This is a genomic window from Streptococcus sp. sy018 (genome assembly GCF_007859185.1).
GTDB lineage: Bacteria > Bacillota > Bacilli > Lactobacillales > Streptococcaceae > Streptococcus.
The window spans coordinates 152,091-169,181 of the sequence record NZ_VOHN01000003.1 but is presented as its reverse complement, the minus strand read 5'-3'; the positions used below and the strand labels follow the sequence as shown (position 1 = coordinate 169,181).

Annotated in this window: 16 protein-coding genes; 3 read left to right on the top strand and 13 right to left on the bottom strand. The window is 38.5% G+C overall.

Features of this window, described 5'->3' with window-relative positions; translation table 11 throughout:
* Positions 1-228: 228 nt before the first annotated feature.
* Together FRX52_RS04170 and FRX52_RS04165 are read right to left on the bottom strand one after the other, a co-directional pair.
* Positions 229-1,074, bottom strand: coding sequence for a CHAP domain-containing protein (locus FRX52_RS04170; RefSeq protein WP_146496393.1), 846 nt, complete (start codon positions 1,072-1,074; stop codon positions 229-231).
* 120 nt (positions 1,075-1,194) lie between these two features.
* Positions 1,195-2,829, bottom strand: a complete 1,635-nt coding sequence (locus FRX52_RS04165; RefSeq protein ID WP_146538605.1) for a polysaccharide biosynthesis protein — start codon at positions 2,827-2,829, stop codon at positions 1,195-1,197.
* A gap of 88 nt (positions 2,830-2,917) precedes the next feature.
* On the opposite strand from FRX52_RS04165, the gene FRX52_RS04160 reads away from it, so the two are divergent.
* Positions 2,918-4,366, top strand: a complete 1,449-nt coding sequence (locus FRX52_RS04160; RefSeq protein ID WP_146538604.1) for a UDP-N-acetylmuramoyl-L-alanyl-D-glutamate--L-lysine ligase — start codon at positions 2,918-2,920, stop codon at positions 4,364-4,366.
* Between the two features lie 61 nt (positions 4,367-4,427).
* Here the strand turns inward: FRX52_RS04160 and FRX52_RS04155 are convergent, their stop codons facing one another.
* The 8 genes from FRX52_RS04155 to tig all read right to left on the bottom strand — a co-directional run bounded on the left by FRX52_RS04155 (position 4,428) and on the right by tig (position 13,333).
* Positions 4,428-5,681: an MATE family efflux transporter gene (locus FRX52_RS04155; RefSeq protein WP_186603343.1), complete on the bottom strand. Its 1,254-nt coding sequence runs from the start codon at positions 5,679-5,681 to the stop codon at positions 4,428-4,430.
* Between the two features lie 101 nt (positions 5,682-5,782).
* Complete coding sequence (locus tag FRX52_RS04150) at positions 5,783-7,558, bottom strand: acyltransferase family protein (protein ID WP_146538602.1); 1,776 nt, start codon at positions 7,556-7,558, stop codon at positions 5,783-5,785.
* A complete protein-coding gene (locus tag FRX52_RS04145) occupies positions 7,555-7,935 on the bottom strand; it encodes a hypothetical protein (RefSeq protein ID WP_146461177.1) in 381 nt (126 codons plus the stop codon). The genes FRX52_RS04150 and FRX52_RS04145 overlap by 4 nt, the downstream gene beginning before the upstream one ends.
* A 44-nt stretch (positions 7,936-7,979) precedes the next feature.
* The gene (locus tag FRX52_RS04140; RefSeq protein ID WP_146538601.1) at positions 7,980-8,426 is read right to left on the bottom strand and encodes a low molecular weight protein-tyrosine-phosphatase; all 447 of its coding nucleotides are present in this window, start codon (positions 8,424-8,426) and stop codon (positions 7,980-7,982) included.
* Between the two features lies 1 nt (position 8,427).
* Entirely contained in the window at positions 8,428-9,432 is a 1,005-nt protein-coding gene (gene ruvB / locus FRX52_RS04135; protein WP_146538600.1) for a Holliday junction branch migration DNA helicase RuvB, read from the bottom strand.
* A 177-nt stretch (positions 9,433-9,609) separates the two neighbouring features.
* Positions 9,610-11,217, bottom strand: a complete 1,608-nt coding sequence (locus FRX52_RS04130; protein WP_146461182.1) for a CTP synthase — start codon at positions 11,215-11,217, stop codon at positions 9,610-9,612.
* A 123-nt stretch (positions 11,218-11,340) separates the two neighbouring features.
* On the bottom strand, positions 11,341-11,913 hold the full coding sequence (gene rpoE, locus FRX52_RS04125; protein WP_146461184.1) for a DNA-directed RNA polymerase subunit delta: 573 nt from the start codon (positions 11,911-11,913) through the stop codon (positions 11,341-11,343).
* Between the two features lie 136 nt (positions 11,914-12,049).
* Positions 12,050-13,333, bottom strand: coding sequence for a trigger factor (tig, locus tag FRX52_RS04120; RefSeq protein WP_146496375.1), 1,284 nt, complete (start codon positions 13,331-13,333; stop codon positions 12,050-12,052).
* Positions 13,334-13,485: 152 nt separating this feature from the next.
* Here tig and FRX52_RS04115 point away from each other — a divergent pair, with 152 nt between their 5' ends.
* Positions 13,486-14,295: a mechanosensitive ion channel family protein gene (locus FRX52_RS04115; protein WP_146538599.1), complete on the top strand. Its 810-nt coding sequence runs from the start codon at positions 13,486-13,488 to the stop codon at positions 14,293-14,295.
* A gap of 20 nt (positions 14,296-14,315) precedes the next feature.
* On the opposite strand, the gene FRX52_RS04110 is transcribed toward FRX52_RS04115, so the two are convergent.
* The gene (locus FRX52_RS04110) at positions 14,316-14,969 is read right to left on the bottom strand and encodes an HXXEE domain-containing protein (RefSeq protein WP_146538598.1); all 654 of its coding nucleotides are present in this window, start codon (positions 14,967-14,969) and stop codon (positions 14,316-14,318) included.
* The gene (locus FRX52_RS04105; RefSeq protein ID WP_222426101.1) at positions 14,966-15,637 is read right to left on the bottom strand and encodes an HXXEE domain-containing protein; all 672 of its coding nucleotides are present in this window, start codon (positions 15,635-15,637) and stop codon (positions 14,966-14,968) included. The genes FRX52_RS04110 and FRX52_RS04105 overlap by 4 nt, the downstream gene beginning before the upstream one ends.
* 151 nt (positions 15,638-15,788) lie before the next feature.
* Here FRX52_RS04105 and FRX52_RS04100 point away from each other — a divergent pair, with 151 nt between their 5' ends.
* Positions 15,789-16,346 carry a TetR/AcrR family transcriptional regulator gene (locus FRX52_RS04100; protein ID WP_146538597.1) on the top strand — a complete coding sequence of 186 codons (558 nt, stop codon included), beginning with the start codon at positions 15,789-15,791 and terminating at the stop codon, positions 16,344-16,346.
* Between the two features lie 21 nt (positions 16,347-16,367).
* Here the strand turns inward: FRX52_RS04100 and FRX52_RS04095 are convergent, their stop codons facing one another.
* Complete coding sequence (locus FRX52_RS04095; RefSeq protein ID WP_146538596.1) at positions 16,368-16,928, bottom strand: TIGR01440 family protein; 561 nt, start codon at positions 16,926-16,928, stop codon at positions 16,368-16,370.
* Positions 16,929-17,091 lie beyond the last annotated feature (163 nt).

The following is a 17,091-nucleotide window of genomic DNA, read 5'->3' as shown; positions in this document are numbered from 1 at the left end:
TTTTCACTGACTTATTGTTTTATTAACAGGTTATTTCTCATAACCCGCACTTGGTTCGTCTTATTCAGTTCTCAAAGGTCTTAACGTCACCTCTCAGGCGACAACTATTACATTCTATCAAACTATACACACACTGTCAACTACTTTCTCAAAAAAATTTAAAAAAAATTGAAATGCTTTATTTTTAATAAAAATAGCCCTTCCTTCAAATAAAGGAAGGACTAACATTTAATTAACTCGTCCATAACTAGAGGTTAGCACACCGTTTTGTTCTGGCCCTTGGGCAACATAGCGACGAACACCACTATGAGAAACATAAGATAGCCACAAATAACCGTCTCCTTGATATACACTATCGTAATTAAAATATTGACCACTGCTGTAAGTAGCAACAGGTGAGCCTGATGTACTTGGACTATTACGAACATTTAGTTGACTGACTGTTACTGTAAAACGACCGCTCTCATTACGAAGTTTCTTATATGTTGTAGATGAAGAAGAACTATTAGTATTTTGAACAACTGTGGTACTAGAATTTATTGACGGTAGATTTTGATTATTATCGTATGGAGGACGAATCCAACCGATAATATTCCCATACTGACTAGACAAACGTCGATTGAGTTGCCGAGCTGGGCCACCTAAAGTTAAAGCCGTTGCACCACCATCAACATTTTGCTCAATAGTACGATAGGTGCCATTTCCATTATCTGCGACCACTAAACCTGCATGCCCATAACTATGGGCGAATGTTTGCATGACAAACAAGTCACCTGCTTGAGGTTTGGCATTGCCATCATTACGGATAATGGTATAACCTGCTTGTTGAGCTGAATCTAATAAGTTGATGGCATTACCCCATATCGGCTTACCAAATTGCTTACCTAAAACCCAATTGACAATATCAACACATTGCCAGCCATAAACACCATCGTAATCGACACCTTGACCACTGCGAGCTAAATTTTCAGCCCAGTTAATCACACTCGTTTTGCTTGCGGCAGAAACTGGATTGACCAAAACAAAAGATAGGACAACTAGTAGTGGTAAGAAATGAAACTTGATTTTGCTCATTCAAAATCCTCCTTGAATAATGATTACATGTATCTATTCGTAGTCATCAGTTATAATCACAGGTTTCTTTGTTATATCAAACAAAAAACCTGTTCAAATTGAACAGGTCAGAGAAAGTTTTTAATCAATATGGAAACGTTGTCGAAGCGAATTGGCCTTAGCTCCAATCATACTATCAACAAGACGCGTTTTTAAGGCTAGGTAAGCATAAACCAACAGACCCAAACCTCCAATAATTGCAATTATCAAGAAAGCATAGAGGCGACTATTAGTTGGTAAGAATAAATACCAAGCCACTGTGAGTGGTGCAATAACGCAAAACATCATCATGGTCATGATATTGATTTGTAAAATCTTTGTCATCACTAAGTGGCGATTAAAAGAGGTCACTTGATGAATACGGCGATAGCTCAAAACAACGGGAACCAATAAGCCGATAGTGGTTGACCAGATGGGGCCATACGCATGAAATTGATAAATAAATGGAATTTGTAAAATAATTTTTGTCACCAAACCATAAACAAAATATAAAATAGAACGTTTGGTTTCAAAAAAGGCTTGTAAAATAGGAGAAATAACAGTATAAAGTGATAAAATTAACGTTTGTAAGAGAGAGGCAATGAATAAGCCTAAAGCTAACTGGTCTGTTTGCCCATAAAAAACTTCATATAGCGGTTTAGCTAGCACAATACCACCAATAACGGCTGGTGTCATAAATAACATGAGCATGACTAGATTGTCAATCACTAAACTGGCTGTTTCTCGACGATTTTTTTTAATGAAACTTTCAGTTAACAATGGAATCGACGTTGCACCAATAGAGGTGGCAACGGCAATAATAATCATCGTTAATTTTCCAGGATTTGAAGCAAAATAAGCAAACTGAACTGTTAACTCTGTTGGTGAAAAATCAGTAAACAAAGCCATAGTATTGATATAAGTCAGTTGATCAATTAAGCGAAAAATTTGAACGGCTGAACCCATAATGATAAATGGAATGGCCTCTTTGACGGTTTCTAATAACAACGATTTAGTCGAAACGGTTAATTGTTTGGGTGTTGAACGAAAAAGAGAAAAGAGAAAACCTTCTCGCCACAAGAAATAAAAGAGAGTCGCAAAACTAGCTAGCATACCAATGAAAGCAGCAAAAGTCGATTGGGTAACTGCTTCAACATAGTTACCTGAACCTGATTTCATAATCAAAAACGCTGTTAATAACATCCAAACCACACGAATCAACTGCTCTGCCACTTGACTGACTGCACTTGGGTATAGTTTATTGAAACCTTGAAAGAAACCACGTAAAACACTCATTGATGGAAAGACTAACACTGCCAAAGTTAAACTACGCATGACAGGAATTAGTGCAGCACCACCACCACTCATATCCGCTAAAACAGGAGCTAAACCAAACATTAGACTGGCAAAAATAAAACCTAAGATGAGCATGAGTTGCAAAACTTTTCGCACCAGATAAAAACTCATTTCCGTCTGATCTAAAGTATTGTATTTGGCAATTTGCTTGGCTACTGCAACAGGAATCCCGACGGTTGAAATCAATAAAAAGAGGGCATAAATTTCATAGCCCATACCAAAAAGAGCATTAGCTTCTGGTGCAAAACGTCCCATCCAAGCATACCAAGGAATAATGTAAAGTGCTCCCAAAAGACGACTGATAAAATTACCTGCTGTTAACCAAGCAGTTCCTTGGACTAATTGTTCTTGTTGAGTCAATTGTTTTTGTTTTTTCGTCATAATTTGTTCTTTCAAGATTTTTTACCACTTTATTATAAACTTTTCCCTGCCACTTGTAAAATGAGAACGTTAGATATAAAATAGAAATATGATTACATTAAAACAAGTTTTAGATATTCTTAAACAGGATAATAATTTTCGCAGCATCAACTCTCAGGAAAACTACTCTTGGAACTGGAAAGAAAATCCCACCTTTTCCAAACTAAGCTATGACAGTAGGCAAACCGACTCTCAGACTCTCTTTTTTGCCAAAGGACAACAATTTAAAAAAGCGTTTTTAACTCAAGCTGTTCAAAATGGTCTAACTTTCTATATTTCAGAAATCGACTATGGTGTCGATATTCCTGTTATTTTAGTTAATTGTGTCAAGCAAGCAATGAGTCTAGTAGCTATGGCCTTCTACGATAACCCTCAAGAGAAATTAAAACTTCTTGCCTTTACCGGCACCAAAGGGAAAACAACCGCTGCTTATTTTGCTTACAGCATTCTTTCTCAAGAATTTCCAACAGCTATGCTATCGACTATGAATACTACCCTCGATGGCAAAACCTTTTTCAAATCTACTCTTAGCACGCCTGAAAGTCTAGACCTCATGCGAATGATGGCTGAAGCAGTACAAAATGGCATGACACATCTTGTCATGGAAGTATCTAGCCAAGCCTATTTGGTTAAGCGGGTTTATGGTCTAATCTTTGATGTTGGAGTTTTTCTAAACATTAGCCCTGACCATATCGGACCGATTGAACACCCTACTTTCGAGGATTACTTTTACCATAAAAGACAATTATTGGCTAATAGCCGAGCGGTTGTCATCAATAGCCAAATGATGCATTTTGAACTGATTAAAGAGCAAGTTGAAAATCAAGATTATGATTTTTATGGTGCTAATAGTGATAACCAAATCATCAATAGTCAAGCCTTTTCTTTTGAATTACGTGGAAAATTAACAGGTTCTTATGACTGTCAATTACTTGGTGAATTTAACCAAGAAAATGCTCTGGCTGCTGGATTGGCCTGCTTACGTCTGAGAGCTAGTCAAGCAGCAATCCAAACAGGAATTGCCAAAGCCCATGTTCCTGGTCGCATGGAGGTTCTCACCCAAACGAATGGTGCCAAGGTTTTTGTCGATTACGCCCATAATCAAGATAGCCTAACAAAATTAATTCAGGTGGTCAAAGCCTACCAAAAAGGAAAAATTATTCTCATCCTTGGTGCTCCGGGTAACAAGGGGGAAAGTAGGCGAGCAGATTTTGCTCAAGTCATTAACGATTACTCTGATTTAATCGTTATTCTAACAGCAGATGATCCCAATTTTGAAGATCCCTTAGCAATTTGTCAAGAAATTGCCAAACCAATTACTAGGGCGGTCGATATGATCATCGATCGTGAAGAAGCTATTAAACAAGCCCTTTCTTTGACTACGGGCGAAGAAGATGCTGTGATTATTGCTGGTAAGGGAGCTGACGCTTTTCAAATTGTTAAAGGAGAACGTATGGCATACGCTGGTGATTTGGCACTTGCTAAAAAATACCGCTAAATCTCTGTTATTTTAACATCACTAATAAATGAAACTGCTAGACTAATAAGGTCTAGCAGTTTTATGTCTTCATAAAACGATAACGATAATAAAACAAGAGATAAGCCAGTCGCCAAAAATTATCCAACAAGGTCGCTAACCACAAACCTGTCAAACCTAGCCCATAATGGTAAATAAAAAGATAGCCTAATCCTATCCGAATCAACCACATCCCTATACTTGTTGCATAAAAAGGAAGCTGACTTTGACGAAGAGCTTGCCAAAATCCTGTGAGTACTAGGACTCCTGCCGTAATCGGACTACCTAAAAATGAATACAGAAGAACAATCTTACCCTCAGTTAAAACCTGTCGGTTTTGCGTAAATAACCCAAGGAGAAAATTTCCAAAAACGTAGATACTACCACTCATAACTAGCATGGCAGCAGCCGCTAGAAAATACGCCTGTTTCAAGTAGTCTGATTGGTTTTGTTTATTCTGATTTTCTTCGGCCACCAAAATCAAAACAGCCGTTGATAGCCCTAAAGCTGGAAGATAATTAAATTGGCTAAGCGTTTCACCTAAACTACTGGCAGCAAGAGTTTTAGTGCCAAAACTTGTGATCATCGCTAAAGTAACCACATCACCAAAACGCATCATCAATCGTTCTGCTAAAGCTGGGAGAAACTGGGAGAGTAACTGTCGAGTTATTACTGGTTTACAAAATTGCCAATTAAGTGTTAAATCTAGTTTTCTTAACATTAGGACTAAACCCAACATGCGAGCCAGCATCGTTGCCAAGGCAACACCAATCACTCCCTGCTTCAATCCAAAAATCGCCCAAGATGATAAGAATAAATTGATAAGGTTAGTTAAAAAGCTAACCCATAAAGGAAAATTGACCAACCCCCTAACCCGAGCAATCGCTGACAAAGTTAAATTTAGCCCTAATAACACGCTAGAACCACCAACGTAAAACAGATAAGTTCTTCCCAACTGTTTAACTTCACTAATTGTTCCTAATAAACCCAACAAGGCATCGCCTGCAAAAACAGATAAAAGACCAAAAAATAGACCTAAGATAAGGGTCAACATCACGCCTTGTCGAATCAAGTCATCTTCCTTGTTTGACTGGTGTTGTCCTTTAGCTTGAGCTAATAAACCTGAAAAGACGCCTACTAAAGCCATAAATACAGCTTGATAAAGGGTCATGATTTGATTGGCCACTGCAACACCTGAAATAGCAACTAAGCCTATTTGAGCGACCAAATAGCCGTCAACCAGACCCAGAGCAGCCTGTAAAAAATTTTCTAAAACAACTGGTAACGCAATTGTCAACAAGCGTTTTTGTATTGTTCTCAGCTCCTTTCTACATTAAGAAAGAGAGCACAATTGCTCTCTTATCTATAAAATCATCATTTGTTTCTCTCAACAAGTCATTATTTGGCTGGATTTTTAGCCGCTTTTTTAATGGCTTTTTGAATGGTTTCCACATACAGTTTAGCTCCATCTGTTCCTGTATCTGAGTAGTGAACACCATCAGTACCACGCCAAATCGTTGGGTTTTCGACTGCTGTTTTATACCAGTCAGCAACGGTGACATACTTGTATTTTTTAGCAAGGGTCAATTCATAGTCACGCATACTTGCCACACGACTATCTTTGGCATTATAAGCTGTTACCAAGACAAGACGATAACCTTTGGGTAACTCATCAATGAAGGGCTGAATCGCACTAGCATAACCATCAACAGAATTCACACCAACCGCTAAAACAACTGTTTTAGAAAGGGTGTTATTTTTCACATGATTTTGGAAAATACTGTAGGCATCCGTGAAATTACGACTCACTGCCGCATCCAACTGCACCTCTGGTAACAATTCAGTAAAGGTATCACTCGAACGTAAGGCAACCGAATCACCAATCACCATGACATCACTCATGGCATTGGCATCACCTGCAATTAGTGTATGAGTTCGATTGACATTGGCTTGAGCTTGATTAAGTGAGTTGACCAAAAGATTTTTTTCAAAATCACCTATTTTAGGAGCTCTAATGACAATCACCATCATCACTAGCACTAGCAAACCAGCTAAACCGTACAACCATTTCTTGAAGCCTTGCAAATCAAGTTCATAATCAAAAAGCACAACGGGCTTCCCTGCAATAAAAGGCTCTAAAACATAGAATGACAGGCTTGAAAAAATAGCAGAAAACAGAATAGTCAAGAAAACTGCTAAATTATTTGGCATGAGCTGAGTAAAGATCACATAAAACGGCCAATGGAAAAGATACATACCATAACTAATGTCAGCCAAATAAGTCACAAAAACAGGCTCTTTAATAGTTGGCGTTTGATCATTCAAAACACGCGCCGAATAAATCATCACAGCACTAAAAAGACTGGCCAAGACAAAACCAAACAGATAGGTCAACAGTTGATTAAAGTCTAAAACCACACTCAAAAGAAAGAGTAAAGAAGCTGAACCAATAAAATAAAGGAGTGTTCGACTCTTAGGCCAACGTTCAACATTCTTTCTAAAACGAACTGTCGTTTCTTTAATTCCTGTCAAAGTAGCAAACATGGCGCCTAAGAAAAAGGCAAAACTATGATTGACACTAGAAAAATAGATGGTTGAAAAATTATCAGCGAAAAAGGCACGAACAAACATGCTCAGAAAGCCAACCACAAACAGAATACTTGAAACAACAAATACCGTTCCACGAAACTTTTGCGTGCTTAGTTTTTTCTTAGCCAATAGCCACAAGATAAAAGCCCAAAGTAAATAGAATTGAACTTCAATCGCCAAGCTCCATGTATGCACAAAGAGATGAGGGATAAACTGACTCTCGTAACTACTACCTGTAAAAATTTCATAAAAGTTAGTAGTAAAACCTAGAGCCGCTCCTATCTGTTGACCAATATCAGCCATGAAATCTTGCTTGACCAAGAAGGTAAAGGGTAGAACCACTAAAATCATCAAGACTAAAGGTGGAACAATCCGATAAAATCGGCGTCGATAAAACTCTAACAAATCAATTCGCTGCTTGTTGGCATACTGATCCAGCAAAAGTCCAGTAATCAGATAGCCTGAAAAGGTATAAAAGACATCAACACCAATAAAACCACCTGTATATCTGGTCTTATAAAAGTGATAGAGAAGGACTAAAAGCAGTCCAACTATCCTAACCAAAGAAAACCATTTTATTCTCATTTTTGATAAATCCCCTGCTTAAACGTTCCCTTATAAACCTTCTTGTCCTTTGTTGTCAAAACACCTTGACCCTCAGGTTGTCCAGCTTTGAACATTCCTTCATAGCTCCAGCCTGTTGACGCTACAAACTTACCTTGACCATTAAACACACCATTGATAAAATGCCCCTCATAGACATCACCATTATCATAAGTTAGTTTTCCTTGACCATTGAAACGGCTATTGATGACCTGACCTGAGTAAATCAAGCGCCCCTCATCATACGTCAATGCTGCTTGACTTTTAATTGGGATGAAAAAAGTCGCTGCTCCCAATATCAAAATGATCAGACAAGCTAAAATTTCCAGCATCCCTCTACTAATCTTTTGCTTTTTCATTCCTTAACATCTCCTGTTTAATTGGCTCATGTTTCTCAACTGACTTAGTTGGTCACCACCTCATTTGAAAGCTGAGCAAGCAAATCCTTGCAACCTTGACTCACCAAATCATAAGTTTGATCGAAGTCCCCTGTGTACCAAGGATCTGGCACACCATCTGGTACAAGCAAACTAATTTTATCATCAAAACGTCCACCTGACAAGGCTTTAAGGTCTTTGACATTTTGCTCATCCATGGCTACCACAAAGTCAAAATCAGCTAAATCTTTCATACTAATCTGTTGGGAGGTTTTGGCTTGATCAAAGGTAATCGCATGCTTCTTTAAGATAGCCTGTGTCCCTTGATGAATCGAATTACCATGCTCCCAAGAAGACGTTGCACGGCTTTCAACCACGACATCATCCCTATCTGCCAACAAATCTTTCATGACAAATTCTGCCATAGGACTGCGACAAATATTACCTAAACACACAAAACAAATCCTTGTCATCCTATTCTCCTTCTCCTATAGGGGCATAACCTAAATGTTCATAGGCTTTCTGAGTCGCCACTCGGCCAGAACGCGTTCGCATGATAAAACCTTTTTGAATCAAATAAGGCTCGTACATGTCCTCTACGGTTTCTCGTTCTTCAGCAATATTGATAGCCAAGGTTCCTAGACCAACTGGACCACCACCATAAACCTCAATCATGGTTTTCAGGATTTTTTGGTCAATATAATCCAAACCTTCATTATCAACATCAAGTAGAGCCAAACCTTTAATGGTCAATTCACGATCTATCTGACCATCGCCCATGATTTGAGCATAATCTCGCACTCGTTTCAACAAACGATTGGCAATCCTTGGTGTTCCTCTACTACGACGAGCTAACTCAATAGCTGCTTCATGACTAATTTCAGTGTTAAAAATGGAAGCTGTCCGTTCAACAATCTCTGTCAAATCAGCCAATTCATAATATTCCATATGGCCATTGATTCCAAAACGAGCTCGCAAAGGATTACTCAACATACCTGCTCGTGTTGTTGCTCCAATCAAGGTAAAGGGAGGAAGCTCCAAATGAACACTGCGACTGGTTTCACCAGACCCAATCATGATATCAATATAAAAGTCTTCCATGGCACTATAAAGCACTTCTTCAACCGCCATTGGCATGCGATGAATTTCATCAATAAACAGTACGTCCCCAGGTTCCAAATCATTAAGAATAGCAACCAAGTCGCCAGCTTTCTCAATAGCTGGCCCAGAGGTCTGTTTCAGATTCACACCCAGTTCATTAGCAATCACAAAAGCCATAGTGGTCTTACCCAAACCGGGAGGCCCAAACAACAAAACATGATCTAGTGCTTCATCTCGTAATTTGGCTGCTTCAATAAATATTTGTAATTGATCTTTGACCTTATCTTGACCGATGTATTCTTTGAAACGCTGAGGTCGTAAACTACGTTCTATCTGTTCCTCATCTGGCAAAAGGTCTTTATCTACAAGTCTATTCATATTTCTATTATAGCAAAAAATTAACACAATTTCGGTGAGAATGCCATATTGACTACTATTTTGCCCATTTTTTCTGACATTTACACCCTGAATGCCCCATAATTTCTGTCAAGTCACAACAATCTTTTCGGTAGCAAATAAGAACCCAGTTACTACTAGGTTCTTTTCTTACTCAAATTAGTTCGATTGATTTGCTACGGCAGCCGTCACAAAAGCAGTGTAAAGTTCTTCTGAACGGTTTGGACGACTTGATAGTTCTGGATGGTATTGAGCTGCCACAAAAAATTTCTTATCAGGAAGTTCCACAATCTCCATTAAACGATTATCCGGAGAAACTCCTGAAAAGACTAAACCTGCCTCTTCCATCTGAGTACGGAATGTCGTGTTGACTTCATAGCGATGGCGATGGCGACGTTGAACGACTTCTTGATTATTATAAGCTGCTGCCGCCTTACTACCTGGTTTAAGTTTACATGGATAAAGACCAAGACGAAGCGTTCCACCCATGTCCTCAATATCAATCTGATCACGCATGATGTCAATGATTGGATACGGTGTTTCTGGATTTAATTCTGCTGAATTAGCATTTTCTAAACCAAGCACATGACGGGCAAACTCGACACAAGTTAGTTGCATCCCCAGACAGACACCTAGCATTGGCACGTCATTTTCACGCGCATAACGAATGGCTTGAATCTTACCTTCTGTTCCTCTATGACCAAAGCCACCTGGTACAATAATCCCATCAGCACCTGCTAGACGTTCGGCAACATTGTCTGCTGTCAAATCATTGGCATTAACCCAATCAAGATCTAGGGCTGCATCATTAACGTAACCTGAATGTTTCAAGGCTTCAACCACTGACAGATAGGCATCTGGCAATTCCACATACTTACCAACCAAGGCAATTTTGACCGTTTTTTTAAGATTGAGTACCTTATCTACCATATTAGACCACTCAGTCATATCAGCTGATGGCACATCTAGTTTAAGATGATCACAAACAATTTGATCCATACCCTGTGCCTGCAAATTCAAAGGCACTTGATAGATATGCTCCACATCCATCGACTCAATAACTGCTTCTGGTTGCACATCACAAAATTGAGCCAGTTTATTTTTCACCCCTTGCTCAACTGGTTGCTCCGTACGAATGACCAACATGTTAGGCTGAATTCCCAGACCACGCAATTCTTTAACCGAGTGTTGCGTTGGCTTGGTTTTCATCTCACCTGCCGCTTTCAAATACGGCAACAAGGTGGTATGGATATACATCACATTATCAGAACCCACATCAGCCTTCATCTGACGTAGGGCTTCAAGAAATGGTAGGCTTTCAATATCACCTACTGTTCCCCCAACTTCAGTAATGACAACATCTGAATCAGTCGTTACTGCCGCACGTTTGATTTTTTCTTTAAGGGCATCCGTAATATGAGGAATCACCTGAACCGTTGCTCCTAGATACTCACCTTTACGTTCCTTACGCAAAACCTCACTATAAATCTTACCTGTTGTGACATTTGAATATTGATTGAGGTTAATGTCAATAAAACGTTCATAGTGACCAAGGTCCAAATCAGTTTCTGCCCCATCATCTGTGACATAGACTTCCCCGTGTTGATAAGGACTCATGGTTCCTGGATCAATATTGATATAAGGGTCAAACTTTTGAATGGTGACTTTCAAGCCACGATTTTTCAATAGACGACCAAGACTGGCTGCAACAATACCTTTACCAATCGAACTGACAACACCACCTGTGACAAAGATATACTTAGTCATATAAACTCCTTTTACTAAAAACAAAAAATGCTCCCCATGATAGAGGAGCTTCCGTCTTGTCTCAAAAAGAGACGCCCACTAGTTATTATAGCCTATCCCATACAATCGGTCAAGAAACAACTGTTAGACTTCCTCTTCCGTCTCATCTGAATAATCTTCATCTTCTTCATTGAGCTCGACTTCTTCATCCAAATCCGCATCTGGCACAATCTCATTCAATTCTGAATCGTAAGATTCCACTTCTGATTTTTCATCATCAGGATTTTCAGCATCGTACTCAATACCTGCTGGTAAATCATAGGCTTCATCTTCTGGATCATCATCTGAATAGTCAATATCGTCTTCATTAACCATAAAGGCATTCACGCGTTTCTTCTTGCGTTTTGGCTGACCTTCTTCTTCATCTTCTAAAGTGATAATCTCTTCATCAATCTCATCAATCGCATACCATGAACGAAGCCCCCACTTATTTTCACCAAGTGGAATAAAACTACCGTCGGTATTTAATTCAGTGTAAAAATCTGGCAATGCTTCACGAATATCGGCATCTGATTTCTCAAGAAAAATCTGAACCTCGTTTACCAAATCACTAAAATACATTTCCTTGTCACGTCCACGACTTTCCAAAATGGCACGTGCTACTTCAATCAAAGATAATTCACTTTTTTCTTGACCTGCAAATACTGCTAATTCCAAAGCATTTCTCCTTACATTATCGTTCTTTTCTATTTTACGCTAAAAAAGGCATTTCGTCAAAGGATTTATGACGGTTTCAGGCTTAATCAAGTAAAAAGAACAAAAGGTAAAGCTACCTTCTGCTCTTTTAAGTCAATTATTTCACGCTTGCTGAACTAGTAATCACTTCAACAGCTTTTTTCATTGAGATGTCATGTTTCAACATATCTGCTGATAGAAGGTTACGCACTTGATCTGCTTCCATGTTATACTCTGTTGCCAAGTCAGTGATTTCTTTTTCAACTTCAGCATCAGATACTTCAAAACCTTCTGCCTTAGCAATTGCTTCGATCACAAGGTTAGTGCGAACACGTTTTTCTGCTTCTGCTGCGTATTGGTTGTGAAGGTCGTCTTGGTTAGTACCTGTCAATTGGAAGTACATTTCTGGTGAAATTCCTTGACGTTGCATGTTGCTCATGAACTCATTCATCGCACGATGAGTTTCTGCTTCAAGCATTTCTTCTGGAAGTTCAACAATCTCAGCATTTTCTACAGCCAATTCAAGAGCTGCTGCTTCTACTGCGTCATCAAAAGCAATCGCTTTAGCAGCTTCTAATTCTTTACGGTATTTAGCTTTCAAATCAGCTAAAGTTTCTACTTCTTCATCGATGTCTTTAGCCAATTCATCATCAAGAGCTGGAACTTCTTTTGTTTTCACTTCATGAACTGTTGTCACAAAAAGAGCATCCTTACCAGCCAAATCAGCTGCTTGATAATCTTCTGGGAATGTTACGTTAACATTGACAGTTTCACCAGCTTTAGCACCAACCAATTGGTCTTCAAAACCTGGGATGAATTGACCAGAACCAAGTTCAAGTGAGAAGTTATCACCTTTACCACCGTCAAATTCAACACCGTCAACTGAACCAACAAAGTCGATAACAACTGTATCACCCTTAGCTGCTGCATCTTCTTTGATGACTAATTCCGCCAAGTTTTGACGCTCACGTTCAACCTTAGCATCAACTTCTTCATCAGTCACTTCTTTAGACGCTTCAACTGATACTGCTAGATTTTTGTAGTCACCCAATTTTACTTCAGGTTTTGTCACTACTTCAGCAGTAATAACCCAGTCTTGACCTTTTTCCATTGATGTCACGTCAATTTTTGGTTGCGCAACAACATCCAAGTCTAGTTCTTTAACTGCTGCTTCATAAGCTGTTGGCAAGACACGGTTCAAGGCATCTTCATAAAGTGCTTCTTCACCAAATTTTTGATTGAAAACGGCGCGTGGCATGTGACCTTTACGGAAACCTGGCACGTTGATTTCTTTTTTAACTTTGTTAAAAGCAGCATCCAAGGCTGGTTTAATGGTTTCTTGACTAATCGTGAACGTCATCACACCACGGTTAGTTTCTTTATTTTCAAATGATACAGACATCGCGTCTTTCTCCTTATTACATTTTATATTTCTATTCATTCTATCATATTTCAACGGATTTTCAAAGATTTTATCGCTATAATTTTTATTTGTCAGGAAATCTCCTACTTTTGTCACTAGATTTCCTTAACTTTTTTTGTTAGACTAGCCTCATGATTTCATTTAATTCTTATCTAAAGACAGTTGAGTGGTCAAGTGTCATCAATCTGGTGGGGCAAAAATGCCTAGCTCTTGTTAGTTTAGCCTTGGCTTGTTGGTTACTTAAAAAGCTCATTCATGCAATAGCTCATCGTTTCATTTGGAAATCTCTTCGTGTCACCCAACAAGACATTAACCGACAACAGACTCTAGCGTCGCTGCTGACCAATAGTTTGGATTATTTACTTTATTTCTTTACAGGTTACTGGGCATTGGCTATCTTGGGCGTGCCAATCTCCAGTTTACTAGCAGGGGCTGGACTGGCTGGTTTGGCTTTCGGGCTAGGGGCACAGGGGTTTTTAACCGATGTGATCAACGGCTTTTTCATCCTTTTGGAAAGGCAATACGATGTCGGTGACCGAGTAACAATCAACACGATTTCTGGTACGGTCAAACAGGTGGGGATTCGTACCACACAAATTCTTGATAAGGACGGCACGCTCCACACCCTGCCCAATCGTCAAGTCACTCTGGTGAGCAATCGCTCCCTACAAGCTATCCGATTACAAGTAGATCTTCCTATCGCTCTGGAAACAGATGTCGCACAATTAAGGCAAGCTGTTTTGGCAATCCATGACAAGGAACAACATTTTCTGCGTCAGCATTCTCTAACGCCTGACATTAAAGGAGCTTGTTTGAACCCACTCAGTCACTTGGTTTTTCGTGTCGAGTTTTGGGCAAGACTTGACCAACATGACAGCATTTATTTCCACTTTTTCCCAAAATATCAGCAAGCCTTGACTAAAATAAAAACAGATGATTGAGTATCATCTGTTTTTACTTACTAGCGTCTGATACGAGCTACTTTATTTTCAATTGAAAACCCCTTAACATCTCTTTCTAAAAAAGCATAGCTTGTATTTTTATCTTTGAAAAGTAAGATCGGAAGCATTATCATAAGAAAGGCAATTGGAACAAAGAATAGAGCTGGAAGTAGCCAAGTCATCATGGTTGGTTGAACAGTAGTCTGAATAATATATAAGGTATATAAACCAATCGGTAACATTGCAAAAATCACACTTGCCAGACCTGGATTATAGATAGTTTTCATCTTTTTGTTCATGATAAAACCATGAACAATGACTTGGGCTAGATTAAAATAAGTGATAAATAAATCTAACATAATAACTTGACTAAATAAAATACCACTGATAAATAACGGATAGGCACAACAAATATTAACGACAAAAGCACTTTTAGTATTTAACGGATAGCGATCGCCTTTTTCTACTTCTCCAGACATACCTATATTCCAAGCTGATGGAAAGCCACCAGGTAGAGCATATTCTTCAAATTGATGAAGTAACAGACACAACCATTGGATTATCATCAACCGTTGTAGCAATGGCAATTGATGACCAAATAAGGATACCAACAAGGATAAGACAGCAAAAATAATGCCACCAATGTAATACCAATTATTTAGATACCATTTCATTTATTGAACAACTCCTTAACACGTTGATCCATATTGAAGCGTTGCATTTCTTTAGCTTCAAAAGGATATTTGGTTGCTGTATTTGGTAGGACTTTATAGGTCATCCAATTTAATAAAATTAAAAATGCTGAAATCGTATAAGTAAAGCCAAAGAACCAATCCCAACCTGTTGCTAAATGGTTACTCGTTACATAATAAATATAATAGATACCAATCGGTAAATGAAGCAATAAACAGGCTGCAAGACCTGGATTATAGTAAGTTTTCAAGAGTTTATTAGCAACAATACCATGAAGTAAACACTGAGCCAAGCCCAAAAGAATAGGCATCATTCCAAACCATATCACGTTTGGAATAAAAGCTGGTAGAAAATAGAGAACAAACGTATATAAAGAGTTAACCAACATGGCTGAAAATTGATTTAAGGGATAACGATCCTCTAATCCTGGAATCGTATTTTTATGTTGAAAGACACGATTGATAATCGCTGGTTCACCACCAGGGAAATGATATTCTTCAAACTGATGAAAACATAAAGCCATAAAACTTAGTAATTGAATACGCACCATGACATCTAGACTTTGCCAGTTCAACATAAGAAAAACAATGGTCAAAAGTCCTGCAACAAAACCAAAATCATACCAACGACGAATAAATAAACGAATCATAATGATACCTTCTTTCATAAGATAATGGCATTATACGAGACTTTTTTCACTCTTTCAATCAATAAAACGATCCAAATTATTGCTTATGCAACAGTTTGCCTAATTTTGTTTTATATTGACAGTATTTTTTATTTTTGTCATAATGTGACCTATGAATAATCAGGATTTACGAGTCATAAAAACTAAAAAAAATATTATTGACAGCTTTATTGTTCTACTAAACGAAAAACCATTTTCTAAAATTACTATCCAAGATATTCTAGATAGGGCCTTAATCAATCGTGCGACCTTTTATCGACATTACTTAGATAAATATGACTTGGCACAACAACTTAATCAACAACTGATTGAACAAATCAAGCAATTATTGGATGCTAGATACCATCAAACATCTAACAAAATTAATCTTTTTGAGACGGTTAATCAGCAGTTAGATATTTTTGCTCAACATCGAACATTATTTTTAGCCTTACTAACCATTCAAACAGAAGAAATCAATCTCAAGCAAGACTTATTAACAACTATTGAAAAGGACTACTACAAAACGATTTCTTCTCAAAACCAATCACATCAAGCATTAAAAGCAAAATTATTTGCCAGTATCATTTTGACTGTTCTGATTGATATGGTTGAAACTCAGCAAATCTTAACCTTGGAAGAGATTAAACTTCTTATGGAAAATCTACTAGATGATTTCAAACAAAAATAACAGGTAGTTAATAACTACCTGTTATTTTTTAATCTGATTTGGATGATAAACGGCACGCTCACCACCTATCAGTTTGGGACGACTGGTTAGGGCGGTGATATGAGCCTGTCCCAGTTCACGCAGACAGGGACGTAAAGGCACCTGAACTCGCTTGACGTGCATACCAATAGACGTGTCGCCAATATCTAGACCTGCATGGGCCACAATTTCTTCAACCACCACTGGATCTTTCATCAGTTGGTATGCTGCCAACATGCCACTGCCCCCTGCATGAAGTTGGGGAATGACATTGACTTCTTCCAAACCATAGGTGTGGACAAGATCACGCTCCACCACCAAGGCACGATTGAGGTGTTCACACCCTTGTACCGCCAGATGAGCACCTATCTTTGTCACTTCTTCTAAAATGGTCGCCACAAGCCACTGCCCTACTTCTTTACTGGACGCCTGACCAATCACGCCACCAACAACCTCACTACTTGACAGACCTAACACAAAAATCTGCCCCTTTTTTAAGCCACTTCGCTCCAAAATATCTCTGATAACCAGTCTCGTATCTGCGATTAGCTGTTCTTTTTCCATCAAATCCCCTCCAACCTATGTTCTGTTTATTATAACAAAAAAAGAGTTTCTGCGATGATTTTTACTAATATCCTTAAGTCCAAAAGAAATTAACCTGTCTAACTAACTTGGTCTAGTTTGCCCAAAAAAGATTGACGTCCTCACACTTGTGAGCTGACTGGCC

Coding starts and splice junctions, on each gene's coding strand:
- FRX52_RS04170 (WP_146496393.1), bottom strand. CDS start 1,074: ATGAGCAAAATCAAGTTTCATTTCTTACCACTACTAGTTGTCCTATCT.
- FRX52_RS04165 (WP_146538605.1), bottom strand. CDS start 2,829: ATGACGAAAAAACAAAAACAATTGACTCAACAAGAACAATTAGTCCAA.
- FRX52_RS04160 (WP_146538604.1), top strand. CDS start 2,918: ATGATTACATTAAAACAAGTTTTAGATATTCTTAAACAGGATAATAAT.
- FRX52_RS04150 (WP_146538602.1), bottom strand. CDS start 7,558: ATGAGAATAAAATGGTTTTCTTTGGTTAGGATAGTTGGACTGCTTTTA.
- FRX52_RS04145 (WP_146461177.1), bottom strand. CDS start 7,935: ATGAAAAAGCAAAAGATTAGTAGAGGGATGCTGGAAATTTTAGCTTGT.
- FRX52_RS04140 (WP_146538601.1), bottom strand. CDS start 8,426: ATGACAAGGATTTGTTTTGTGTGTTTAGGTAATATTTGTCGCAGTCCT.
- ruvB (WP_146538600.1), bottom strand. CDS start 9,432: ATGAATAGACTTGTAGATAAAGACCTTTTGCCAGATGAGGAACAGATA.
- FRX52_RS04130 (WP_146461182.1), bottom strand. CDS start 11,217: ATGACTAAGTATATCTTTGTCACAGGTGGTGTTGTCAGTTCGATTGGT.
- tig (WP_146496375.1), bottom strand. CDS start 13,333: ATGTCTGTATCATTTGAAAATAAAGAAACTAACCGTGGTGTGATGACG.
- FRX52_RS04115 (WP_146538599.1), top strand. CDS start 13,486: ATGATTTCATTTAATTCTTATCTAAAGACAGTTGAGTGGTCAAGTGTC.
- FRX52_RS04110 (WP_146538598.1), bottom strand. CDS start 14,969: ATGAAATGGTATCTAAATAATTGGTATTACATTGGTGGCATTATTTTT.
- FRX52_RS04105 (WP_222426101.1), bottom strand. CDS start 15,637: ATGATTCGTTTATTTATTCGTCGTTGGTATGATTTTGGTTTTGTTGCA.
- FRX52_RS04100 (WP_146538597.1), top strand. CDS start 15,789: ATGAATAATCAGGATTTACGAGTCATAAAAACTAAAAAAAATATTATT.
- FRX52_RS04095 (WP_146538596.1), bottom strand. CDS start 16,928: ATGGAAAAAGAACAGCTAATCGCAGATACGAGACTGGTTATCAGAGAT.